This window comes from Nocardioides sp. NBC_00163, assembly GCF_045206295.1.
GTDB lineage: Bacteria > Actinomycetota > Actinomycetes > Propionibacteriales > Nocardioidaceae > Nocardioides.
In genome coordinates, this window is sequence record NZ_CP108155.1 from 1,844,082 (window position 1) to 1,866,647 (window position 22,566).

General features: G+C 69.3%; 23 protein-coding genes. 7 read left to right on the forward strand and 16 right to left on the reverse strand.

The features are described from left to right. Window positions 1–12 precede the first annotated feature (12 nt). From OG801_RS08825 to OG801_RS08840, 4 genes are all read right to left on the reverse strand, one after another. Complete coding sequence (locus OG801_RS08825) at window positions 13–849, reverse strand: carbohydrate ABC transporter permease (protein WP_406035273.1); 837 nt, start codon at window positions 847–849, stop codon at window positions 13–15. Next, window positions 846–1,757: a carbohydrate ABC transporter permease gene (locus tag OG801_RS08830; protein ID WP_406035275.1), complete on the reverse strand. Its 912-nt coding sequence runs from the start codon at window positions 1,755–1,757 to the stop codon at window positions 846–848. Before OG801_RS08830 ends, OG801_RS08825 begins: the two co-directional genes overlap by 4 nt. A gap of 4 nt (window positions 1,758–1,761) precedes the next feature. After that, a complete protein-coding gene (locus OG801_RS08835; RefSeq protein ID WP_406035277.1) occupies window positions 1,762–3,093 on the reverse strand; it encodes an ABC transporter substrate-binding protein in 1,332 nt (443 codons plus the stop codon). Window positions 3,094–3,238: 145 nt separating this feature from the next. After that, on the reverse strand, window positions 3,239–4,402 hold the full coding sequence (locus OG801_RS08840) for an ROK family protein (RefSeq protein WP_406035279.1): 1,164 nt from the start codon (window positions 4,400–4,402) through the stop codon (window positions 3,239–3,241). Between the two features lie 206 nt (window positions 4,403–4,608). On the opposite strand from OG801_RS08840, the gene OG801_RS08845 reads away from it, so the two are divergent. After that, window positions 4,609–5,649, forward strand: coding sequence for an isopenicillin N synthase family dioxygenase (locus OG801_RS08845; RefSeq protein ID WP_406035281.1), 1,041 nt, complete (start codon window positions 4,609–4,611; stop codon window positions 5,647–5,649). Here the strand turns inward: OG801_RS08845 and OG801_RS08850 are convergent. The 7 genes from OG801_RS08850 to OG801_RS08880 are packed head-to-tail and all read right to left on the reverse strand — an operon-like array spanning window position 5,633 to window position 14,730. Next, window positions 5,633–7,705, reverse strand: coding sequence for an MMPL family transporter (locus OG801_RS08850; RefSeq protein WP_406035283.1), 2,073 nt, complete (start codon window positions 7,703–7,705; stop codon window positions 5,633–5,635). The two genes, OG801_RS08845 and OG801_RS08850, sit on opposite strands and share 17 nt — an antisense overlap. A 49-nt stretch (window positions 7,706–7,754) precedes the next feature. Beyond that, a complete protein-coding gene (locus OG801_RS08855; RefSeq protein WP_406035284.1) occupies window positions 7,755–8,756 on the reverse strand; it encodes an SDR family NAD(P)-dependent oxidoreductase in 1,002 nt (333 codons plus the stop codon). Further along, window positions 8,753–10,099 carry a TIGR01777 family oxidoreductase gene (locus OG801_RS08860; protein WP_406035285.1) on the reverse strand — a complete coding sequence of 449 codons (1,347 nt, stop codon included), beginning with the start codon at window positions 10,097–10,099 and terminating at the stop codon, window positions 8,753–8,755. Before OG801_RS08860 ends, OG801_RS08855 begins: the two co-directional genes overlap by 4 nt. Beyond that, window positions 10,096–11,445 (reverse strand): cryptochrome/photolyase family protein, encoded by a 1,350-nt coding sequence (locus OG801_RS08865; protein WP_406035287.1) that lies wholly within the window; start codon window positions 11,443–11,445, stop codon window positions 10,096–10,098. Before OG801_RS08865 ends, OG801_RS08860 begins: the two co-directional genes overlap by 4 nt. Next, on the reverse strand, window positions 11,442–12,710 hold the full coding sequence (locus OG801_RS08870; protein WP_406035289.1) for a class I SAM-dependent methyltransferase: 1,269 nt from the start codon (window positions 12,708–12,710) through the stop codon (window positions 11,442–11,444). Before OG801_RS08870 ends, OG801_RS08865 begins: the two co-directional genes overlap by 4 nt. Further along, a complete protein-coding gene (locus OG801_RS08875; protein WP_406035291.1) occupies window positions 12,707–13,462 on the reverse strand; it encodes a DUF1365 domain-containing protein in 756 nt (251 codons plus the stop codon). The genes OG801_RS08870 and OG801_RS08875 overlap by 4 nt, the downstream gene beginning before the upstream one ends. After that, the gene (locus OG801_RS08880; RefSeq protein ID WP_406035293.1) at window positions 13,459–14,730 is read right to left on the reverse strand and encodes an NAD(P)/FAD-dependent oxidoreductase; all 1,272 of its coding nucleotides are present in this window, start codon (window positions 14,728–14,730) and stop codon (window positions 13,459–13,461) included. Before OG801_RS08880 ends, OG801_RS08875 begins: the two co-directional genes overlap by 4 nt. Before the next feature lie 103 nt (window positions 14,731–14,833). Between OG801_RS08880 and OG801_RS08885 the strand changes: the two genes are divergently transcribed. The 3 genes from OG801_RS08885 (at window position 14,834) to OG801_RS08895 (ending at window position 16,665) form a co-directional block, all read left to right on the forward strand. Beyond that, the gene (locus OG801_RS08885; protein WP_355019263.1) at window positions 14,834–15,271 is read left to right on the forward strand and encodes an SRPBCC family protein; all 438 of its coding nucleotides are present in this window, start codon (window positions 14,834–14,836) and stop codon (window positions 15,269–15,271) included. Between the two features lie 8 nt (window positions 15,272–15,279). Further along, a complete protein-coding gene (locus OG801_RS08890; RefSeq protein WP_406035295.1) occupies window positions 15,280–16,176 on the forward strand; it encodes a MerR family transcriptional regulator in 897 nt (298 codons plus the stop codon). 105 nt (window positions 16,177–16,281) lie between these two features. Continuing rightward, window positions 16,282–16,665 (forward strand): DoxX family protein, encoded by a 384-nt coding sequence (locus tag OG801_RS08895; protein ID WP_355019265.1) that lies wholly within the window; start codon window positions 16,282–16,284, stop codon window positions 16,663–16,665. A 7-nt stretch (window positions 16,666–16,672) separates the two neighbouring features. Here the strand turns inward: OG801_RS08895 and OG801_RS08900 are convergent, their stop codons facing one another. Beyond that, entirely contained in the window at window positions 16,673–17,122 is a 450-nt protein-coding gene (locus OG801_RS08900) for a MarR family transcriptional regulator (protein WP_355019266.1), read from the reverse strand. A gap of 64 nt (window positions 17,123–17,186) precedes the next feature. Here OG801_RS08900 and OG801_RS08905 point away from each other — a divergent pair, with 64 nt between their 5' ends. Continuing rightward, window positions 17,187–17,771: a hypothetical protein gene (locus OG801_RS08905; RefSeq protein WP_355019267.1), complete on the forward strand. Its 585-nt coding sequence runs from the start codon at window positions 17,187–17,189 to the stop codon at window positions 17,769–17,771. Window positions 17,772–17,799: 28 nt separating this feature from the next. On the opposite strand, the gene OG801_RS08910 is transcribed toward OG801_RS08905, so the two are convergent. From OG801_RS08910 to OG801_RS08925, 4 genes are all read right to left on the reverse strand, one after another. Continuing rightward, a complete protein-coding gene (locus OG801_RS08910; protein ID WP_406035298.1) occupies window positions 17,800–18,621 on the reverse strand; it encodes an enoyl-CoA hydratase/isomerase family protein in 822 nt (273 codons plus the stop codon). Further along, window positions 18,621–19,094 carry a nucleotidyltransferase domain-containing protein gene (locus tag OG801_RS08915; RefSeq protein ID WP_406035299.1) on the reverse strand — a complete coding sequence of 158 codons (474 nt, stop codon included), beginning with the start codon at window positions 19,092–19,094 and terminating at the stop codon, window positions 18,621–18,623. Before OG801_RS08915 ends, OG801_RS08910 begins: the two co-directional genes overlap by 1 nt. A 213-nt stretch (window positions 19,095–19,307) precedes the next feature. Further along, entirely contained in the window at window positions 19,308–20,654 is a 1,347-nt protein-coding gene (locus OG801_RS08920; RefSeq protein WP_406035301.1) for an ATP-binding protein, read from the reverse strand. After that, on the reverse strand, window positions 20,651–21,328 hold the full coding sequence (locus OG801_RS08925; protein ID WP_406035303.1) for a response regulator transcription factor: 678 nt from the start codon (window positions 21,326–21,328) through the stop codon (window positions 20,651–20,653). The genes OG801_RS08920 and OG801_RS08925 overlap by 4 nt, the downstream gene beginning before the upstream one ends. 79 nt (window positions 21,329–21,407) lie before the next feature. On the opposite strand from OG801_RS08925, the gene OG801_RS08930 reads away from it, so the two are divergent. Both OG801_RS08930 and OG801_RS08935 read left to right on the forward strand, forming a co-directional pair. Then, window positions 21,408–21,740: a PepSY domain-containing protein gene (locus OG801_RS08930; RefSeq protein ID WP_406035305.1), complete on the forward strand. Its 333-nt coding sequence runs from the start codon at window positions 21,408–21,410 to the stop codon at window positions 21,738–21,740. A 14-nt stretch (window positions 21,741–21,754) separates the two neighbouring features. Then, window positions 21,755–22,522, forward strand: coding sequence for a hypothetical protein (locus tag OG801_RS08935; RefSeq protein WP_406035307.1), 768 nt, complete (start codon window positions 21,755–21,757; stop codon window positions 22,520–22,522). The last annotated feature ends 44 nt before the right edge of the window (window positions 22,523–22,566 follow it).

Sequence of the window (22,566 nt, forward strand, 5' to 3'; positions counted from 1 at the left end):
GGTGAGCCTTTCTCACTTGATCGCCCCGGCGGTGACCCCGCGGGTGAGCGTGCGCTGGAAGATGAGGAAGAAGACGAGGGTGGGGATCAGGCCGAGCAGGGCCGAGGCGCTCGTGGTGGTGACGTCCATCAGTTTCTCGCCCTGGAGTGCGGCCACCGCGAGCGGCACGGTCTGCTTGTCGTTGCTGACCAGGAAGGTCGTCGGGATCAGGAACTCGTTCCAGGTCCAGATGAAGAAGAAGATCAGCAGCACCGACAGCGTCTGCCACGAGACCGGCACGACCACCTGCCACAGGGTGCGCCATCGGCCGGCGCCGTCGATCGAGGCCGCCTCGAGCAGCTCGCGTGGGAACCCGCTGTAGACGCTGGTGAGCAGGTAGGTGCCGAACGCACTCTGGATGACGGTGAAGATGATGATCACCGACCACTGGCTGTCGTAGAGCCCGACCGCCTTCGACATGTTGTAGAGCGGGTAGAGGAGCGCCTCTTGCGGCAGCATGTTGGCCAGCAGGAACACGACCAGCAGCGGTAACCTGCCCCGGGCCCGGCCGATTCCGAGGGCGTAGGCATTGAACAGCGAGACCAGCACACCCAGCACCGCCACCATCGCGGAGATGAAGATGCTGTTCCACACCTTCGTGGGGAAGTCCGAGGCCTCCCAGAACCGCGCCAGGCCGTCGAAGTAGAGGTGTGAGGGCAGCTGCAGCGGGCCACCCTGGTTGTAGTCGTCGGGCGACTTGAACGAGTTGAGCACGATCAGCAGCAGCGGGGCGACCACCACCAGTGCCCCGAGCACGGCGAGGCACAGCAGCACCCAGTCCAGCGGCTTCTGGTTCCTCGAGCTTCTCATCGCTCTTCCTCTTCTCGCTCGACCCGCCGCTGCGCGATCAGGAAGACCAGTGAAACGGCGATGATCACCACGGTCAGCGCGGTCGAGATCGCGGCGCCGTAGCCGACCTGCGTACGTTGGAAGAACTCGCTGTAGGAGTAGTAGCTGGGCACGATCGTCGATGTGCCCGGACCGCCGCGAGTCAGCGCGTAGACCGGGGCGAAGACCTTCAGCGCCGCGATCGTGCAGGTCAGGGCCACCACGAAGATCTCCGGGCGGATCACCGCGACCGTGATCGCCCGGAAGCGGTGCCACCAGTTGGCCCCGTCGAGCTCGGCGGCCTCGTAGAGCTCGGGGTCGACCCGCGCGAGCGCCGCCATGAAGACGACCACCGGATAGCCGATCTGCACCCAGATCAGCACCACCATGATCGTCGGCAACGCCCAGGTCGGGTCGCCGAGCCAGTTCTGCTCGGCGCCGTCGAGGCCGATCGTGTCGAGGATCGAGTTGAGGGCGCCGTCGTCGGGACGCGCGATCCAGCCGATCACGATGGCCGCCACGACGATCGGGATGATCTGCGGGATGTAGTAGGTGGCCCGCAGGAAGCTGGCCACCTTCCCGCCGAACCGCTTCCCGACCAGGTCGAACAGCACCGAGGCGATGAGCAGGCCCAGCAGCGTCGGCACGACCACCATCGCCACGATCATGGCGATGCTGTTGCGGAACGACGTCCAGAACTTGGCGTCGGCGAAGAGCCGCTGCCAGTTCTCCAGCCCGATCCACTGCGGCGGCAGGATGCCGCGGTAGGAGGTGAAGCTGTAGTAGATGTTCATCCCCAGTGGGATGATCACGATCGCCGACACCAGCAGCAGCCCGGGCAGGAGATACCACCAGTAGCCCGCCGGCTGCTGGGTCTTCGTGGGCGTCATCAGGTCAGGAGCCGCCGGTGATGCTGTCGACGCCGTCCTGGTAGAGGCCGCCGAGCTCCTCGTTGACCTCGTCGGGCGTCTTGGTGCCGTTGAGCACCTCCTGCAGACCCGCGTTGAGCTCGTCGTAGAACGTCGGGGTCGGCCAGTCCGGGTAGAAGCCCAGCCCGTCCTGCTCGGTCAGGGTGTTGAAGTTGGCGATGAGCTCCTTGCTCTTCTCATCGGTGATCGCCTCGGGGTCTGCGGCCACCGGCACCCCGCCGTTGTTGCCCATCAAGTTCTGGATCTCCGGGCTCATCGTGATGTCGATGAACTTGTAGGCCAGGTCCTTCTCCTTCGCCTGGGTCGGTACGACCCACACGTTGCCGGAGGAGCCGGGCGAGATCTCGGCGCCGGGGAACAGCCCGGTGCTCCAGTTGAACTTCGCCTCCTCGACGAACCGGCCGTACCACCAGCTGCCGGAGAAGAACATCGGCGCCTCGCCGTTGATGAAGCTGACTCCTGCGTCCTCCGCCTTGAGTCCGGTGGCGTTCTCGGAGATGTAGCCCTTCTCCGTCCAGTCCTTGATGGTCTCGGTGGCGTAGCTGATCTCGGGTCCAGTGAAGTCGACCTTGTCGGTGTAGGTCTGGTAGCTGTCGACCCAGTCACGGTCGGCCTTCGTCAGGGCCAGCTGGTACCAGAGCTGTCCGAGCGGGTACTCCGCGGCCGACTCGGCCAGTGGCGTGATGCCCTTGGCCTCGAACGCGGCCATCGCCTGCTCGAGCTCCTCGAAGGTGGTGGGCACCTCGACCCCGTGCTTCTTGAAGAGGTCCTCGTTGTAGAAGAACTCGACGTACTCGCCGTAGTTCGGGATGCCGTAGTAGCTGCCCGACCCCATCACGCCCTTGCTGTCGTACGTCGCGGTGGTCTGCAGGCTCGGGGCGAGCTTGTCCTCCCACTTGTAGGCGTTGACGGCACCGTCGAGGTTTGTCAGGAGGCCCTGGCTGGCGAGCAGGCCCGCCGTCGCGTTGCCCTTGTTGTACTCCATGACGTCGGGCGCCTTGTCGGAGTTGAGCACCTGGCTGGCGGTGGTGCGGATCTGCTCGAATGCCTTGTTCTCGAACTCGACCTTCGCGCCGGTCTCCTTCTCGAACTGCTCGATCGCGGCCTTCCAGGCCACGCCCATGGCGCTGGTCTCGTTCTCGTAGTGCCACAGCGTGAGCGTGCGGCCCTTCCCGTCCACAGCGGTGTCGACGTCGTCACTGTCGGTGCTGGTGCCCCCGCCGCCACAGGCTGACAGGACCAGCGCTGCAGCCAGCACGGCCGCACCGAGCGCGAGTCTGGGTCTGGTGCTGCGCATGGCGTACCTCCATCGTCTGGCGGTCCTCAGCGCACCGCCGCCATTTGTTCGTGACTAGAACATAATGGCGGAGTTCATGTGACGCAAGACACATGCAGCCAGAGTCTCGAAGGATTTACCGAAGTTTGTACGTCAACGTCGGCAATCAGGGATCTGCCAGGAAGCCGGCCGGATCCGCCAGCAGCTCGGCCCATACGAGCTCGGCGGCACCGATCATCAACTGTTCCTCCCCCAGCGCGGCATCACGAACCTCGATCCCCTCGCGGATCGCCGCCACAGCGTCACCGACCAGATCGACGGGCGCCGCGCCATGCAGCGCGGCCAGGAAGCCCGACAGCACGATGGCCTGGGGGTTGAGCACGTTGACGGCGTTACGTACCGCCACCGCGAGCAGCCCCGCCTTCTCGGCAACCAGGGCCGCGAGCTCCGCATCGCCGTCGCCCGCAAGTCGCTCCGCCATCCGCTCACCGAGGCGACCGGCCTCGGCGGCGTCGAGGCCGACCGCGCTCAACAAGGTCGCCTGCTCGACCTCGGCCTCCAGGCAGCCGGAGGCACCGCAATGGCACGCAGCTCCGCCCGGTCGCACGACGGTGTGGCCGAACTCGCCTGCGTACCCGGCGGCGCCGGTCAGCAGCCGCCCCGCCATCACCGCACCACCGCCGACGCCGCTCGCCCCGCCTATCAGATATACGAGGTCAGCGACGCCTTTCCCGGCACCAAAACGACTCTCTGCGCGCATCGCGAGCGTCGCCGCGTTGGCCGCCCACGACCTCAGGCCGGTCGCCTTGGCGACCTCCTCGACGATGGGCACCTCGCTCCAGCCCAGGTGGGTGGCCTGGCGCACGACACCATCGCGCATGCGCACCTGACCAGGGATCGCGAGCCCAAGGCCGAGCACGCGGACCGGGTCGCCGGCGAGCATGCCCGTGACCGTTGCCGCGGCGAGCCCGACGACGGTTGCCACGTCCGTGTCCGGCGTCTCGATCCGGGCGTGCTTGAGCACCCGCCCGCCGAGACCGACCAGCCCGACGTGCACGGCATCGACCTCCGGGTTGACCGCGACCACGGCAACGTCGTCCGCGAACCGGACGACGCCGCTCGGCCGCCCCGCTCCGCCGGTGAGAGCAGGCGTCGACTCAGTCACCAGGCCGAGCCTCACCAGCTCGGCGACGACCCCTGCCATCGTGGACCGACTCAGTCCCACCTCTCGAGTCAGCTCCGCTCGCGACCGCTCACCCTCCTCATGGAGCACGGTGAGCACCCGAGAGAGGTTGCGCCGACGCAGATGCTCCGTCGTCTGGCTCGTCATGGCAGCGACACTAACATCAGCGGGAGGTTTGTTGTCCAAGTCGACAAATAGCCTCCCTGGGGTGCTCGTCGACGCGGAAATGGCATGGAAACATCATCGCCTTATGGTGAGAGGCGCCCGAGTTCAACGGAAAGCAAGGCCTCCTGGCCGGGAAAGCGGACACCTCCGGGCACGACCACCGTCTGCTCCGAGCAAGGAGAACACCCGTGAGCACCTTCCACGTCCCCGCCGTCGACATCGCTGCGTACGTCCAGGGCGGAACGCCCCAGGAGAAGGCGGCCGTGGCGGCCGCCATCGACGCCGCCTGCCGTGAGGTCGGCTTCATCCAGATCCTCGGTCACGGCGTCGCTACGTCCGCGGCCGTTGGTCTCGCCACGGCCATGGACGAATTCTTCGCCCTGCCGCCGGCAGAGAAGGGCCGGTGGCGCCGACCGGCCGCCGAGAACCGTGGCTACACCCCGCCGAAGTCGGAGACGCTCGCGCTCAGCGCCGGCGTCCAGTCCGAGACGCGGATGAAGGACTTCTTCGAGGCCTTCAACGTCGGCTCGTCGGTCTCCGACCACCCCGACGCCGATCTCGTCGCGGCGCACTACGCGGAGAACACCTGGCCGTCGGTGTCGGACTTCCAGGCGCGCATCGACGCCTGGCGCGCCGAGGCCGCCCGGGTCGCGCGCACCATGGTCACCATCTTCGAGGACGCGCTCGACCTGGAGCGCGGCGCGATCGCGAGCCTCGCGGCCCACCCGATCGAGGTCCTGCGGATGAACAACTACGCCCTCCCGGAAGGCACCCGGGTCGAGGTCGACGAGGACATGATCGGGATGGGCGAGCACACCGACTACGGCATCGTCACGATCCTGTGGGCCGACCGGGTCAAAGGTCTCCAGGTCCTGCACGGCGGCGATTGGCACGACGTCAGCCCGGCCGAGGGGGCGCTGCTGATCAACCTCGGCGACCTCACGACCCGGCTGACCAACGAGCAGTGGCTCTCGACCCTGCACCGGGTCAAGCCGCCGATCGTCGCCGGCACCATCCAGCGACGCCGGTCGGCCGCGTACTTCTTCGACGGCGACGCCGAGGCGATCATCGGCCCGCTGCCGGGGTTCGTCGACGCCGAGCACCCCCGCCTCTACCGCGACGTCACCGTCGACGAGCACATCGCCGCCAAGCTCGCGGGCTCCCGTGCCGGCGTCCTCAACGCCGACGCCGGCCGGGAGGCAGCCCGCGTGCTCACCGCGGGCTACTGACAGCCGCCTCCTTGGTGTGCCGGCGGGAGATCGCGGCAGGCCACCAGATCTTGTCGCCGACCAGGGCGAAGACCGCCGGCACGACCACGGTGCGGACGAGGAAGGTGTCCAGCAGGATGCCCAGGCCCACGATCAGGCCCACCTGGGTCAGCGTGATCAGGGGCAGCACACCCAGCACCGCGAACACCGAGGCCAGCACGATGCCGGCGCTGGTGATGACGCCACCGGTCAGCCCGACCGCCATGACCATCGCATCGACCGTGTCGTGCTCGGCGGTCTCCTCCCTCGCTCGCAGGACGAGGAACACCGTGTAATCGACGCCGAGCGCCACCAGGAACAGGAAGGCGTAGATCGGTGTGCTGACGTCGAGCGCCGGGAAACCGAAGACATGAGTGCTCATCCAGGCGCCCAGGCCGAGGGCGGCGAAGGTGGCGATCACACTGATGGTGACGAGCACCAGCGGCGTCACGATCGACCGCAGCACCGCGAAGAGCACGAGCAGCACCACCAGCAGGATCAACGGCACGACGACCTTGAGATCACGCTCGGCGCCGTTGCGGCTGTCCAGGTCCTTGGCCACGCTGCCACCGACCAGAGCGCCGGTGCCGGCCAGCTCGCTGCGCATCGTCTCGATCGTCTCGATGCTCTCCGGGGTCGCCGGTGCGTCCTCCAGCGTCGCGGTGATCTTCGCCAGGTCGCCGCTCTCGCCCGACGGGCGAGCGCTGTCGACGCCGTCCATCTGGTTGACCTGCGCGAGAACCGCGTCGGCCTCGTCGGCGCCGACCACGATCGTCACCGGATCGGAGGCACCGGGCGGGAAGTGCTTCGAGAGGGTGTCCAGACCGTCGACGGACTCGGCGTCGACACGGAACTGGTCGGTCTGCGAGAGCCCGACCTTGACGCCCAGCAGCCCGGAGGCGAGTACGCCGAGGATCACCGCGGCCACGGCCAGCACCACTGCCGGTCGGCTCACCACGGTGCGGGCGATCCGGAACCAGACGCCGTCGCGAGACTTCTCGTCCTCGCCGTTGCGCGGCACGAACGGCCAGAACAGGCCACGACCGAACAACGACAGCGCGGCGGGCAGGGCGAAGAGAGCGAAGAGCAGGGCGACCAGCAGGCCGATCGCAGCCGAGACCCCCAGGGACCGGGTGTTGGGAGCGACGCTTAACACCAGTGCCAACAGTGCGAGTACGACGGTGAGGTTGCTGGCCACGATCGCCTCGGCGGAACCGCGCACCGCGGCGGCGAGGGCATCGCGGTGGTGCTCATGTCGCCGGAGCTCCTCGCGGTAGCGCGAGACCAGCAGGAGCGCGTAGTTCGTGCCGGCACCGAAGACCAGCACGCTGGTGATCCCCGACGTCGAGCCGTCGAGCCCGTTGCCCGTCCAGTCCGCGATGATCTGGGTCGCCACCGAGGCGGTGCGATCGGCGACCGCGATCACGATCAGGGGCACGAGCCACAGCACCGGCGAGCGGTACGTCAGGATCAGCAGGATGGCGACGACCGCGGCGGTGACGAGGAGGAGCCGCACGTCGGCACCTTCGAACGCCGAGGAGATGTCGGCGGCGAAGGCGGCACCGCCGGTGAGCTGGACCGTGAGGCCGTCGGGCCGGTCCTCGTCGACCGTCTCCCGCAGCTCGCCGACGAGCTCGGTGAGATCGAGTCCGGTCACGTCGGCGTCGACGTCGATGGCGACGATCAGGGCATCGCCGTCGGTCGCCGGGATCGGCGGCGAGACCTCGTTCCCGGTGATCTCGGCCCAACGCTGCGACACCTCGGCGACCCACGCCCGGTCCTCCGCGGTCAACCCACCGTCACGCTCGACCACCGCAACCGCGGGCAGCACGTCCCCGCCCTGGAAGCTCTGCTGGAGCTCGGCGACCTGAGCCGACTCGGCGTCCGCCGGCAGCGGGTCAGGCGCCGAGCTGGCGGACTCCAGGGAAGATCCGACGACCATCACCGCACCGGCCAGGAGGACGGTGATCACCAGGACCAGCCATGCCGTGGCCTTTCTCGTGGTGAGTTGTGCGAGAGCTGCTAGCGCGGAGCGCATGGTCGGGCCTTTCCAGTAGGGGTGGTGAAAGCGTCGGGTGACATCGGAGCTAGGGCCTCTCCAGGCCGGCGGCGGCCGCCGCCCATCTCCACAGCGCCTCGGCCTCGCCGCGACCCGGGCGGGTCGCTGACCGATAGCTCGTGGGCCGCTGGCGACGGTCGTGCCAGAAGGTGCCGGACGGCGGGGCGGGCTCGGTGGCCGCGAGCCACACCGCCGTGTCCGCGCCGGCTTCGGGCGGTCGCAGGAACGGTCGGGTCAGCGTACGGAAGGCGGGGAGCGAGCTGGCGAGGCCCGGTGTGTCCGCCCAGCCAGGGTGCATGACGAAGGTGGAGATCCGGTCCGGTGACCAGCGCCGGTCGAGGATCGGCGCCAGCTCCACCTGCATGCGCTTGGACCGCGCGTAGGCCACGGCGCCCTGGTAGGTGCCCTGCTCGAACTCCGGGTCGTCCACGGGAAGGGGCTGGGTGTACATCCCGCCCGAGGCGACGAAGACCTGCCTGGCGCCGCGCTCCGAGCGGCGCAGGGCCGGCAGCAGCTGCTCGGTCAGCCGGATCGGCCCGAGCACATGGGTGGCGACGGACAGCTCGTGGCCCTCGACCGACTCGGTCCGCTCGGGCGGCATGACCCCCGCGTTGTGCACGAGCACGTCCAGAGCGGTGCGGCCGCCGTCACGCGCGCAGAATTCTTCGGCGAACGCGTCGATCATGGCCGGATCCGAGACGTCGCAGCGCTCCGTCCGAAGCTCGGCGGCCCGCCCCTCGACGCGCAGCAGACGCTCGATCCGTGCGACCGCGGGTGCGGCGCGTTCGGGCGAGCGTACGAGGATGTGGACGCGTGCACCGAGCCTGGCCAGGCCCAGCACGGTGGCCTCGCCGAGACCGCTACCGCCGCCGGTGACCACGGCGGTCCGCCCTGCCAGCGCTTCGGGGCGCGGGTCACCCTCGGCCCAGCGACGGCGACGGATCGCGTAGCCGAGGCGGGAGTAGCCCAGCACGACCGTGCGGTCAAGCAGGCGGTCGAGACCCTGGTCGGGTGCTGAGGCCCCGCTCATGCGCGCACACTCCCGAGGACGTGTCGCAGCGCCTGCTCGGCCTCGACGAAACGGAAGCGGTGGTCGAGCCCGAGAAGTCGTTGCGGGACCACCCGCTGGTTGGCGAAGGCCACCTCCTGCGCGCCCTCCCTGCCCAGGAGCAGACGGGGACCGAACGACGGCGTCGGCAGGATCGCCGGACGGTGCAGCGCTCGGCCTAGGGCAGCGGCGTAGGCACGCTGCCGCAGAGGCTCCGGCGCGACGGCGTTGACCGCGCCCGAGAGGCCCTCGTCCACCAGAGCCCGGTGGTAGATGTCGACGAGATCGTCGATGACGATCCAGGACTGCCACTGCTCCCCTGACCCCATCGGGCCGCCGAGGCCGGTGGCGAACAGCGGTCGCTGCAGCCGCAGAGCTCCCCCTCGCGGGCTCTGCACGATCCCGGTGCGCACCGGGACGACCCGCATCCCGGCATCGGCCGAGGCCAGCGCCGCCTCCTCCCAGTCGCGGACGACGCGGGCGAGGAAGTCGTCCCCGGGCGTGGAGTCCTCGGTGAGGACCTCCTCGCCGCGGTCGGCTCCGTAGATCCCGATCGCGGACGCGCAGACGAAGACACCCACGCCGGCCTTCTCACTGGCCCGGGCGAGCAGGTGGGTGGGTCCGATGCGTGAGCCGCGGATCAGCTCCTTGTGCCTGTCGGTGAAGCGGGCGGCAATGCTGTGCCCGGCCAGGTGGACGACGGCGTCCACTCCGGCCAGCGACGCCGGATCGGGATCGTCGGGGTCCCAGGCACGCTCGTCCGGAGCGGTCGGCCGGTGGCGCATCAGGCGGACCACGGTGTGTCCGCCGGTCGTCAGGAAGGCCGAGACCGCACTTCCCACTAGGCCGGATGCGCCGGTGACCGCCACGGTGAGCCGAGGTGTGCCGGCAACTGAGCGGTGAGCCGCCAGGTCGTCGGCGAGCTGACGCTGCCGGTAGGCGAACATCGGCTCGAGCAGCCGCCTCGGCAATGTCGTCGTGACCCTGTCGATCACTGTGGTGCCCTCACCGACGCTGTCGAAGTCGTGGCGATGGTGCCATGAGACCGGGACCAGGAAAGGACGCGAGACCAGGCGGTCGGCGAAGCTGTGCCCGGCGACGTACTCCTCGGGGAGGTGCTGGGCCACCCAGCGCCGGCCGGCCGGGAAGTCGAGCACCGCCGTGCCTCCGGCGAGATCCTGGGCCTCCTCCGCGATCCGGACCGGCTGCCACGGGGGCACCAACCGCTGGAACGCGCCGGATCGGCCGTGCCAGCCGAAGACGACGTCGGCCGCGTCCGGCACCGTGTGCCGGAACTCGTGGGTCGTCGTACGCAACAAAGTCATAGGGTCGAGTCCTTCAGCTCTGTCAGCCGGGCCAGCGCCTCGCGGCGCTCCTCGGCATGGTCGACGACGCGTTCAGGGTAGCCGTTGGTAAAGCCCTCGGAGTGGCGCCACGGCTCGTGGGCGGATGCCCCCGGAAGGTGGCGAAGCTCAGGTACCCAGCGCCGGACGTAGTCACCCTGCGGGTCGAACCGGAGCCCCTGGGTGATCGGGTTGAAGACCCGGAAGTAGGGCGCGGCGTCGGTTCCGGTCCCGGCCACCCACTGCCAGCCGTGACTGTTGGAGGCCAGGTCGCCGTCGAGGAGATGGTCGAGGAAGTGCCGGGCGCCAGCCGGCCACCAGATGTGCAGATCCTTGATCAGGAAGCTCGCGACGACCATCCGCACCCGATTGTGCATCCAGCCCTCCGCGAGCAGCTGACGCATGCCGGCATCGACGAACGGGAAGCCGGTCCTGCCCGCCTTCCAGGCCTCCAGCAGCTCGGGATCATCGTCGTACTGCATGCCCTTCAGCCCGTCCCGCAGGTCACGCCAGGCCGACCCGGGGTCGTGCCAGAGCACGTCGGCATAGAACTCGCGCCAGGCCAGCTCCGCGACGAAGCGCTCGACGTCCTCTCCGGAGGCACCGCTGCCGTGCTGATCCAGATCGGCGAGGAGCGTACGCGGATGGATCTCGCCGAACTTCAGGGCCGTCGAGATGCGGCTGGTCGAGTCGAGGTCGGGCCGGTCCCGGGCCGAGGCGTAGCCGGCCAGGTCCTCGGCGCAGAAGTCCTCCCAGCGGTGGAGTGCCGCCCGCTCGCCGGCCTCCTGGTCCAGATGCTCGGGATGTTCCGGCAGCGGGTCCGACTCGAGCTTCGTCATCCACTCGACCTGGGCGTCACCGGCCGGCGCCCTCCACCCGTGCTCGCGCCAGGCCCGCAGGAAGGGCGTGAAGACGCGGTAGGGGGCCCCGCTTGCGTTCCGGATCCTGTCCGGGGTCACGGCGTAGGGGCTGCCGGTGCCGACCAGGCCGATGCCAGCATCCGCCAGCCGCTGCTCCACGGCCTCATCACGTCGCCGGCCGTAGGGAGTCGTCTCGGTCGAGACGTGCACCTGGCCCGCTCCGGCCTCGGCGGCGACCTGGGCCACCACCTCGGCCGGGTCGCCCTGACGGATCACCAGTGCCCCGCCCATCTCCTCGCGCAGCGCGGCGAGCGAGGCGAGCAGCCGCTCCCACCTCCGCCCGGAGCCGGCCAGGCGCGGGTCGAGCACGAACAGCGGCACCACGGGCCCCTCGGCGGCTGCGGCCTGCAGGGCGGGATGGTCTCCCAGCCGCAGGTCCCGCCGGAACCACATCACCGACGTCGTCATGAGTGGTCCCGTTCCCCGGCCTCCAGCCGGATCTGGGCGACGTCGATGGCTCCGGTTCGGAAGCCCGCCTCGCAGTAGGCCAGGTAGAACTCCCAGGTGCGACGGAACTCCTCGTCGAACGCCTCGGACCGGATCGCCGGCCACGCGGCCAGGAAGGCGGAGCGCCAGCGGCGGAGCGTCTCGGCGTAGTCGGCGCCGAACCTGTCGGTGCGGGTCACGCTCAGGCCGACCAGGCCGGCCTGCTCGGAGATCGCCCTGGTGGACGGGATCAGGCCGCCCGGGAAGATGTACTTCTGGATCCAGCCGTAGGAGTTCCGGGTCGCCAGATAGCGCTGGTGCGGCATCAGGATCGCCTGCAGGGCGACGGCGCCGCCGGGACGGACCAGACGGGACAGGGCGGCGAAGTAGTCGGGCCAGTAGCGCTCGCCGACCGCCTCGATCATCTCGATGCTGACCACGGCGTCGAAGGTGCCGACGACGTGCCGGTAGTCCTGCACCAGCACCTCGACGCTTTCGGTGTACCCCGCGTCCTCGATCCGCTCCCGGGCCAGCGCCGCCTGCTCGACCGACAGCGTGATGGTGGTGACCCGGGCGCCGCGGCGTGCTGCCTCGATCGCGAGGGTCCCCCACCCCGTACCGATCTCCAGGACCTCGTCACCGGCACCGACGCCCGCCAGGTCGAGGGCCGCGTTGACCTTGCGCAGCTGCGCCTCTTCCAAGTCCTGATCGGCCACCGGACGGCTGCGGTCGAACAGCGCCGAGCTGTAGCTGAGGCTGGGGTCGAGGAACGCGGCGAACATGTCGTTCCCCAGGTCGTAGTGGGCGGAGATGTTCTCCTGGGTGTGCTCGACGGCGCCGCGCTGGTCGGCGGGGATCGGCAGGTCGACGAGGCGGCTCAGCCGCAGCATCCAGCCCGGCACCAGCCCGGAGAGGCGTTCGGCGTACGGCGCCAGCGCGTCCGCGAGGTCGGTGTCCTCGGCCGCGTGCCAGTCTCCGGCCGTGTAGGCCTCGCCGAGGCCGATCTTCGGGTTCTCCGCGAGTCGTCGGTAGAGCGACTCCGGGCGCTGCAGGACGATGCCCGGCCGCCCCTCCGGACGCGACCCGCCTCGCTGGTTGAGCAGGCTGCCATCCGGGAGCACGAGGTCGACCGGGACCTGCCGGGTGACCAGACGCAGAATCTGCTTGGCGACACCGGCTCGTAGGCCCGCGGCGGCCGCGGGCTCCCTCTGCACCGGCAGCTCGAGCGAGACCGGCTCTGCACTCATGATGTGACCTCCTTCGATGGGGTAGGACGGGGGACGATGGGCAACCTGCGCAGCCACAGCCGGATCCCGTGGAACCGGATGAGCGCGCTGACCCGGTGGGGCATCAGCAGGTGGGTGAGGCTGACCCGCAGCAGCGCACGACACGTCGCGGGCTCCGCGGTCCCGCGGGTGGTCGCGGTCAGCACGCGGGCGTCGTCGCGGTCGAGGCCGACGGTCACTGAGACGTGTCCTGGGTCGACCTGTAGCCGGATGTCATAGGTCCCGGCCATGTCGTTGAACGGCGAGACGTAGAAGGCCTTGTCGGTGCTGGCGTGCCCGCTTCGATCGATGTCGAGCAGGTAGGCGTGACGGCCGCCGTAGGTGTTGTGCACCTCGAAGACGACCGCGCGCAGCACACCGTCGTCCGACTGCACCCAGAAGACGGTGAGGGGGTCGAAGACATGGCCCAGAACGCGGGCGTTCGCCAGCATCAGCACCCGGTCGGTCGGCGCGAGGTCGACGCCGCGGCCGGCGAGGAACACGCCGAGGTCGCCACGGACACCACGTCCTGACGAGCCCCCGTCGAGATGGTCCTCGGCCCGGAACCCGGCCAGGGGACGCAGCCAGAACGGCAGTCGAGGCAGATCGTCGACGTCGATGAGCCACTGGTAGCTGCGGTGACGGAACGCGTGCCGCAGCGGCACCTCTCTGGTGTGGCCGACATGACCGACGACCAGCGCGGGAACCTCAGGAAAGACCGGCGACGGGATCACCACGTCACCCCGAACGACTCTGCCGCCTCCACGCCCGAGCGACAGCCGTCCTCGTGGAAGCCCCAGCCGAGGTGGGCACCGGCGAAGGCCAGGCGAGGTCCGCCGGCCGTACGCAGCCGGGCCGCTGCCGCGACCGCCTCGGTGGTGAAGACCGGGTGCTCATAGCTCATCCGTGCGGTGACCTTGGCCGGGTCGACGTGCTCGGTGGCGTTGAGCGTCACCACATGCTCGTCGTCGTCCTCGAGACCCTGGAGCCGGTTCATCCAGTAGCTGACGACGACCTTGTCGGCGCCACCGCCGCACGAGGCGAGGCGATAGTTCCACGATGCCCGGGCACGGGGCGAGGCCGGCAGCAGGGTGGCGTCGCGGTGCAACCAGGTCTCGTTCCGCGAGTACCCGATCGCCGCCAGGTCCGCCTTCTCCTCCGGGGACGCATCGGCCAGGAGCCGCAGGGTCTGGTCGGCGTGGGTCGCCAGGACCACGCGGTCGAAGTGCCTGGACCCGGCCTCGGTGCGCACCTCGACCCCGTCTGCGTGCCGCTCCACGGCGGTCACCGCTGCGCCGATACGGACCTCACCCACCTGCTCGGCGATCTTGTCCACATAGGCACGTGAGCCGCCCACGACCGTGCGCCACGTCGGCGACCCGGTCACCTGGAGCATCCCGTGGTGGTCGAGGAAGGCGAACAGGTGCCGCGCCGGGTAGGCGGCAGCGTCCTCGTCACCGCACGACCAGACGCAGGAGACCAGCGGCACGGCGAAGTGCTGGACGAAGTAGTCGCTGAAACGGCCCTCGTCGAGGAACTGCCCCCACGTCAGGTCGCTGTCGGTCTCGAGAAGACGGCGGGCGCGACGGTGGAACCGCGGCACCTGCGCCAGCATGCGAAGGAAGCGCGGGTCACCGAGGCGACGCGGGTCGGCCAGGATGCCGCCCAGCCCCTTGCCGCCGGCGTACGACAGCCCGCAGTCGTCGCAGTCGATGCTCATGCTCATCTCGGTCGGCCGAGTCTCGACGCCGAGCTCTCCGAAGAGGCGGAGCAGGTTCGGATAGGTGCGCTCGTTCATCACGATGAAGCCGCTGTCGACCCGGAGATCGGCACCCGACGCGGTCGGGACATCGTGGGTGTGCGCGTGGCCACCGAGCCTCCGCTCGGCCTCGAAGAGCGTGACGTCATGACTGCGGCCGAGGAGGTACGCCGCGGTCAGGCCCGAGACTCCGCCACCGATCACGGCAACCGTTGGCCGCGGTGTTTGGGCCGCTCGGCTCATGGGAACTCCCTCGTCAGGCAAACGGCATGGCCGCTGGCTAGTTTCTGAGATCGAACGTACAATGTTTGTACAAGGTATGTCAAAGGTTTGAAAGGGGCACGACATGAGGATCGATCGAACCGTGGAGACCTCCGCACCGACCGCCCAGGTGTTCGACTTCCTGGCCGACTTCACCAACACCGAGGAGTGGGATCCGGGCACGGTTCGCACCGACCGCATCTCCGGAGACGGAGGGGTGGGCACGGCGTACGCGAACACCTCTCGTTTCCTCGGGCGCAACACCGATCTCACCTACGTGGTGGAGGTCTACGAACCCGGCGCGCGCGTCGTGCTCCGCGGCGAGAACAAGACGGTCGTGGCCCATGACACGATGACCTTCCTACCGACAGCCACGGGCGGCACCTCTGTGCGTTACGTGGCCGAGTTCGAGCTGAAAGGCATGGCCAGGATGGTGGCCCCACTGCTGACCCCCGCGTTCACCCGCCTGGGCGACTCCGCGTCCGAGCAGATGCGCACGACCCTGGATCGACTGGGCCGGTAGCCGAGCAGATGTACACCATCAAGCACGCCGCGCAGCGGGTCGGCATCACCACCGCGACGCTTCGTGCCTGGGAACGCCGGTACGGCGTCATCGCTCCCCACCGGTCCGAGAGCGGCTACCGCCTCTACGGCGACCACGACGTCGCCGTGCTGCGCTCGATGAAGCAGCTCGTGGACCAGGGATGGTCGGCCGGCCTGGCCGCGGCCGAGGCGATCCGGCTCGATCGCGCGCAGCCCGCTCACCAGATCGGCATGGACGGGCGGGGCAACGGAGCCAACCCCTCTCCCGACCTCGCGGAGCGACTGACGACCGCCGCGTCAGCACTCGACACCACCGACCTGGCCGCGACCCTGGACCAGGTGTTCGCCCTCGGCGGCTTCGAGACGGTGATGACCGACCACGTCTTCCCCGCCCTGGAGGAGCTCGGGGACGCCTGGGCCGACGGCCGGGTCAGCATCGCCGGCGAGCACCTGGCCTCGAATGCGCTGATGCGGCGCCTCGCCCTTGCGTACGAGGCGGCGGCCGCCCACGGCCACGGGCCCCGCATCGCCCTCGGGACGGCCCCCAACGCTCGCCACGAGATCGGTCTCTTCGCCTTCGCTGTCGCCGCCCGACGGCACGGCATTGACACCGACTACCTGGGTGCCGACCTGCCGATCGACGACTGGCTCGGCGTCGTCGACGATCCCGACCTCGCCGCCGCGGTGCTCGTGATCCCCACCACCGCCGACATCATCGCCACCTCCGCGGTGATCACCGCTCTGCACGACCACCGCCCCGATCTCCTCGTGGCCGTCGGCGGAGCCCAGCAGGGACATGCTCCCGAACCCGCCGTACGCCTCGGCCACGACATCGTGGCCGGCGCGCGGACCCTTGCGGCCCTGATCTCCCAGAAGCAGCGCTGACCTCCTTCTCTCTGACCGCGACCGGAGCGGAAGGCTCGCCGTCGTGTCACACGGCGTGGTGCCGTCTCGTCTCCAGTGGTGAACCCACAGACAAGGAGAGAACTGATGCACATCGCTCTATGGATCACTGCCGGACTGCTGGCTCTCGTCGCCCTCGCAGGAGGCATCACCAAGACCTTCATGCCACTGGAGAAGCTCGCCCAGCACGACGGCGCCGAATGGATCCGTAACTCCAGGCCGTCCTTCGTCAGGACCCTCGGCGTACTCGAGATCCTGGCGGCGATCGGGCTCACCCTTCCCGCCCTGCTCGGTGTCGCACCTGTTGTCGTGCCCATCACCGCGGCCTGCTGGATCGCGTTGATGATCGGCGCGATGATCACCCACGGCCGTCTCGGCCAGGCGAAGCTGGTCATGGTCAACGTGGTCTACCTCGCCCTGGCCGTCTTCATCGCCGTCGGCCGCTTCGGACCAACACCCTTCACGGCCTGACGCCCCCTCAGGCGTCCCCAGACTCCAGTCGCTCGGTCTCGGCCTTCAGCGCCTCGATCACACCGGTGATCCATCGTCCGATGGCGGCCAGCTCGTCCTGATCGAATCCTTGGTTCATCTCTTCGATCCGCCCAGCGAGCCCGGCGGCCGTCGGGCGCGAGGTCTGCTGGAAGTGAGGCGTGGTGTGGATCCGGAACGACCGGCGATCACGTGAGCTGCGCTCACGCCGTACGTAGTCGGCGGCGACCAGCTTGTCGACGATCTTCGTGACGGCCGCATTGCTGAGGCCGGTCGCGGCCGAGAGCTCGCCGGGGGTGATGCCGTCGGGATGGCGGGCCACGAGATCGAGCATCTTGTGCTCGCTGTTGCTGACACCCAGCCGGCGGGCGATGGCTTCGTGGAACATCACCACACGAAGGCTCAGCTCGGAGCCGAGCCGGTTTCCGTCCTCGGACATGCGGCCCCTCCCGTCTTCCCGAAATTTGTTTCACCTTAGTGAAATAACAGGTTATTCTCCAGCCATGGAGATCGAGCTCTCGCCACCCCGGACGACCACTGATTCACTTACCTTCGCCGGCGCCCTGCTCCGGTGCTACGTCGCCGCACTGCTCGTCGGAGCTCCGCTCGCCGCACTGCTGCTCACCCCGGGGCTCATGCGGAGCCGGGTTGCCCTGGTCCCGGGGGTCACCTCGTTCGGCATCACCGCGTTCCTGGTGCTGTCGTTCCTGCTGATCGCGGTGGCGCCACGACTCTCGGCCCGGGTCGCGCCCGGCGACGGCTGGCGGCCGGGGCTCGTCCGCAAGGTCGGTCCCGCGCTCCGTCGCGAGCTGCCTCGCCAGTGGTGGGGCCGCGCCGGTGAGGCCCTGCTGATCTTCGTCGCGTCCCAGCTCACCGGTGGCTTCATCGCCTGGATGATGCCCTACATCTGGGCCGACCCGGCCTCGCGCGACGACCACGTGATCTGGGTGCTCCACTACCCCAACTACGCGACCCAGGCCGTCTCGATGTACCTCGTCATCTGCCTCGCCGCCGCTTGGTTCGGCACGCGGCTGCGCCAGCTGGCCCTCGGAATCGACTTCGTCGACCACGGACAGCCGGTGTCGTAGCCGGCTCCCGCCAGCGCTCGGCGCAGGCTCAGCGCCCGAGCACGGCGCGGAGCCGGCCCACCTGGGCGGTGCGCTCGGCGAGACGCTGCTCGTCGAGGCTCCGGCTCGACGCAGCCGCCAAGAGCTCATGCGTACGCCGCACCGCGGTCGCATCGTGGGCGACGAGCGACCCGACCAGGTCGGTGAGGGCCGAGTCCATCTCAGCGGCCGGCAAGACGCTCTGCGCGAGCCCGATCAACTCGGCCTCGGCAGCGCCCACCCTGCGCGCGGTGGCACAGATCTCGAGCGCTCGCGAGTAGCCCACGGCATCGACCAGGGGCTTGGTGCCGGCCAGGTCGGGAACCAGCCCCAGCGCAGGCTCCTTCATGCAGACCCAGGCGTCGTCGGCCATGATCCGCAGGTCGCAGGCCAGCGCCATCTGGAAACCGGCCCCGATCGCGTACCCCTCGACGACTGCGATCGAGATGAACCTCGGGTCCGCCAGCGCCGCGAACGGCCGCTGATACTCCCCGATCAGGTCGATGACCTCCTGGTCGCTCCGCGCCAGCGTCGAGACCAGGCTCCCCGCCACCTCGGTCTGACTCGGGTCGACCAGCGACAGGTCCAGCCCCGCGGAGAACGTGCCGCCCGCCCCGCGCACCACCACGACCCGCACCTCGGCCGGAAGGGACTCGAGGAACTCGGCGATCGCCGCCCACATCGCCGGATGCTGGGCATTGCGTACGTCGGGACGGTCCAGCAGCACCGTCGCCACCACACCGTCGATGCTCAGATCCACACCTGGTTCGTTCATGTTCATGGCTTCGCCGTTCCCTTCGGGCAGCAGTTCCTTGGCCCCCTTGAGATCCATCAGAGCAGCACCGCATCATGTCGGATGTCGTCGTCAAGCCGCGGCTTCAGACCGCCGTAGTCGACGAGGTCGATCTCCCGGCCGAGGATCTGCTCGAGCACCCTCTTGAACCGGATGAACCCGAATGACGACGTTCCGTCCGGCGCCTCGACAACCAGGTCGATGTCGGAGTCGAACCGTGCGTTGCCACGAGCGACCGATCCGAAGACCGCGAGTCTGCGGTAGCCCGCTTCCTCGGCGACACTTCGGAGGACCGGCCCAGCAGCCTCGACCAGAGCTTCGGGGTGAATCCGCGCGAGGTCCGGTGCCACCTTCAGCTGCTGACTGACTGCTGGCTGGCTCACTCCGAGCTCGGCGGCGATCTCCCGCTGGCTCATCCCCGATGCCACCATCGCCCGTAGCGCAAGCACACGCCGAAGCCGCGCGACCTCTTCCTCATGTCGCGCTTGGCGGTACGCAGCCAACACGGTCATAAGGGAACCTTATCATCGCTTGAGTCTCGGCAGGGCGACCCAACCCTCGACCGAAGCCGCCTCGATCAAACCCACATCGGCTCGGCCTGGATCTGGACTCACCGCATCGCGACGATCCTGATCTGTCCGCCGAGACCATGAGCGGGCGCGAACGACCTGCGGTCCCCATGCCAGGAGCGTGACCTGCAATCGACGCCAGCCGATCGAGGCCGGCTAGTGATCTTGCGGCGACGCAACCACCAGCCGTACGCAGGTGCGATCGCCGACGCGATCGATGTCGATCGTGCCGCCGTGTGCCTGGGCGATCTCACGGACGATCTTCAGGCCGAGGCCGGAGTCTCCGGGTCGCAACGAGACGTCTGCAGGAAAGCCGTCGCCCTCGTCGGTGACGGTGATGACCGCACTGCCGGACGCTGCACTCACAGCGACCTCGATGTCACCGGCGCCGTGCCGGATCGCGTTGTCGACGAGGTTCGACAGGGCCCGGTCGAGCCGGGTGACGTCGCCGTGGATCTCGACGGGTCGTGGCGCCGTCAGCTCGATGCCACGGTTCCCGGCGGCTGGCCGGAACCGCTCCACGACGCGCGCGGCCAGGTCCACCAGGTCGACCGGACGCGATTCGATCGGCAACGAAGGACCCCCGGAACCGGCTCGGTCGAGGAGGTCCTCCGCCAAGGCGATCAGGCGGCGCACCTCGTCGCCGACGGAGTGCAGGGCCTGCCTCAGCTCCTCCGGAGTCCGCTGCCCGGCGAGCGCCAGCTCGATCTCGGTGAGCATCAGCGCCAGCGGCGTACGCAGGTCGTGGCTGGCATCGGCAACGAACCTGCGTTCCCGCTGCAGACCGTCGTCGAGGCGCCCGATCATGGCGTTCAGGGTGAGCGCGAGCCGGCGCAGCTCGTCGTCGGCCTCTGGGACCGGAAGGCGTTCGCCGGCACTGCGCGCGGAGATCGTGGCCGCGCGGGCGCGCATCCGCTCGATCGGTCGCAGGCCCGCGCCGGCGACGATGTATCCGAGTCCACCGGCCACGGCCAGCGCGAGTGGCCCGGCGATCAGCAGCTGGTTGCGCAGAGTGGTGAGGGCCTCGTCCGCGTCCTCGCGCGACGTACCGACGACCAGGTAGCCCTCCTCGATCGGCTTGACCAGGAGAACGAGCCTCTCCTGTTCCGGATCAGGTCTCCCCGCGGCCGCGGCGTCGTCATCGAGGACGGTGACCGTCTTCTCGAGCCAGCCGCTCCTATCGGATGCCCGGAGCTCCGTGGCATCGAGAAGCGGGTCCGCGACCAGGCCGGAAGAGGCCCGTACGTCGCCCCGCGCGCTGAGAACCTGGGCATGGACCTCGCCACTGAGGGCCGAGACGGCTTCCAGCCGGTCGCGCCCCGACACCGACTCGAGCCGGTCCGCCTCGGCCCCCACCGAGTCCCGGAGACGGTCCTCCAGCGCATCGCTGACCCGCAGCTGGACGAGGACGCCGAGGCCGGTGACCGCGACGGCGGTCGCTGCCAGGAAGGCAAGCGCGACCCGGGTACGCAGCGGCCACCGCGACGGCGGCCAGCCCCTCACGACGTCTCCGCGGTGAGTCGGTAGCCCACGCCGCGTACGGTCTGCAGGGTGTTCACACCGAAGGGCCGGTCGATCTTCGCGCGCAGGTAGCGCACGTAGACGTCGACGACGTTGGAGGTGACGTCGTGGTGGTCGCCCCACGCGAGCGCGAGCAGCTGCTCGCGGGTGAGCACCTGGTCGCGCCGACGCATGAGGGCCTCCAGGAGGGTGAGCTCCCGGGTCGACAGCGACAGCTCGGTCGGCCCACGCCAGACCCGCCTTGCCGCAGGGTCCATCCGCAGGTCGCCGACGTCCAGCATCACCGGCCTCGGCACCGGTCCACGTCGGGCCAGAGCGCGCATGCGCGCCAGCAGCTCCTGGAAGGCGAACGGCTTGGCCAGGTAGTCGTCGGCACCGCTGTCGAGGCCGGCGATGCGATCCGCCACGGCGGTGCGCGCGGTCAGCATCAGGATCGGGGTCCACACCCGCGCCGCACGCAGCCGGCGACAGACCTCGAACCCGTCGATGTCGGGCAGCATGACGTCCAGCAGCATCACGTCGTACTCGCCCCCGCGTGCCGAGGTGAGCGCCTGCGCGCCGGTCGCGACCGAGTCGACCACGCCGCCACGCTCGGTCAGCCCACGGGCGACGAGCGCGGCGAGCTTCTCCTCGTCCTCGACCAGCAGCACCCGCACGTGTTCATGCTAGGTGGGCAGATGAATGCCGGATGAGAGACTCATCGGCTCCTCATCCGAGCGGCATAGCGTCGATGACATGAAACCGAACCTGAACCGCAAACGCATCGCCGTCATCATCGCCGGCGCGGCCGTGGTCACAGCCGGAACGGTCGGAGCAGCACGCGCCCTGTCCGCCGACGATGACGCACAAAACCGCCCCATCCCCGCCTCGGACCTCGACCAGGCGTCTCAGGTTGCACTTGCCGAGACCGGCGGCGGCACCGTCACCGGGACCGAGGTCGACGACGAGGAGAGCAAGTACGAGGTCGAGGTGACCCTCGACGACGGCAACCAGGTCGACGTCCAGCTCGACGAGGACTTCCAGGTCGTCGGCACCGAAGGTGACGACGACTCCCGCTCGGACGACTGACCCGAGGTCGTACGATGCCTCGCCTCTCCGTCGCCCTGATCTGCTGCCTCCTGGTGTCCACCGGCTGCGGCGCCCGGGGCGAGGCGCTCCCCCAATCCAACGAGCGGGTGGATCTCGACCCCGCCGAGTTCAGCGCCGAGGTCACGAACCCCTGGTTCCCGCTCGACCCGGGAACCCGCTGGACCTACCGCGAGACCACCGAGGACGGCGAGACCGTCGAGGTGGTCGTCACCGCCACCTCTGTGACCCGCGAGATCGCCAACGGCACCACCGCCCGAGTCGTACGCGACACCGTCACCCTCGACGGCGAGATCATCGAGGACACCCTCGACTGGTACGCCCAGGACGAGGCCGGCACGGTCTGGTACCTCGGCGAGGACACCGCGGAGTTCGAGGACGGCACGATCACCACTCGCGAAGGATCCTTCGAGGCCGGCGTGGACGCCGCTCAGCCGGGAGTCATCATGCCCGCCACCCCCGAGGTCGGCATGACCTACCGGCAGGAGTACTACGCAGGCGAGGCCGAGGACAACGGCGAGGTCCTCGACCTCGGCCAACACGCCAGCGTCCCCGCCGGTGCGTACGACAACCTGGTCAAGACCGCCGACACGACCACGCTCGAACCCGGCGTGCTGGAGCACAAGTTCTACGCCCGAGACGTCGGGCTGATCCTCACGATCGACAAGGAGGCCGGCGGTCGCGAGGAGCTCCTCTCGGTCACGCACGTGTCCCCCGCGGACGCTCGCCGCGCCGGCCAAGCGCGGCTGGGTGAGGCGTACTGACCTTCCCCTGCGTGGATGCAGGGGAAGGTCAGGGTCGGCAGCCG